The sequence below is a fragment of the Desulfovibrio sp. 1188_IL3213 genome (genome assembly GCF_036763145.1).
Taxonomy (GTDB): Bacteria; Desulfobacterota; Desulfovibrionia; order Desulfovibrionales; family Desulfovibrionaceae; genus Desulfovibrio.
The window spans coordinates 1-723 of record NZ_JBAIYR010000710.1; the positions used below are offsets into that span (position 1 = coordinate 1).

Below are 723 nucleotides of genomic sequence, written 5' to 3' on the forward strand. Positions count from 1 at the left end.
CGCGGCGCGGCCATGACGGCGTCAGGCCCGGGCTTGCGGAAGTTTGTCACCGTGGCGGCCTGCGGCGGCTGGCTCTGAATGACCTGCGGAGCCTCAATGCCGGTAGCAATGACGGTAAGGCGGATTTCATCGCCAATATTGTCATCAAAAACCACGCCAAAAATGATGTTGGAGTCTTCGGGCGTGGCTTCGCTGATGATGTCGCCGATTTCTGCGATTTCTTCAGCCGTGATGTCTTCAGGGGCAGTGATATTATAAAGCACGGCCTTGGCGCTTTCCAGCGAGACATCTTCCAGCAGCGGACTCATGATGGCGCGCTGGGCAGCCTCGCGGGCGCGGTTTTCACCGGCGGCGATGCCCGTGCCCATAAGGGCCAGCCCTGCTTCGGACATAGTTGTGCGCACGTCGGCAAAGTCAAGGTTGATGAGGCCGTCACCCACAATAACGTCAGAAATGCCTTTGACTGCATAGTAAAGCACGTCGTTGGCCTTCTGAAGCATTTCTGCAAAAGGAGCTTTTTTGGGGGCAAAAGCCAGCAGGCGATCATTGGGAATGGTGATAAGGCAGTCCACGTGCTGCTTGAAGTCTTCAAGCCCGGCTTCGGCGGCACGCTTGCGCTTGGCGCCTTCAAAGCTGAACGGCTTGGTGACAACACCCACTGTAAGCGCGCCCATTTCCTTGGCAGCCTGGGCCACCACCGGCGCAGCGCCCGTGCCAGTGCCG

At 58.8% G+C, this 723-nt stretch carries 1 protein-coding gene; it reads right to left on the reverse strand.

The genetic code is table 11. From position 1 onward, the window contains the following. Positions 1-723, reverse strand: a 723-nt coding sequence (locus V6C16_RS14695; RefSeq protein ID WP_333543620.1) for a cell division protein FtsZ, incomplete at both ends; no start/stop codon positions are given.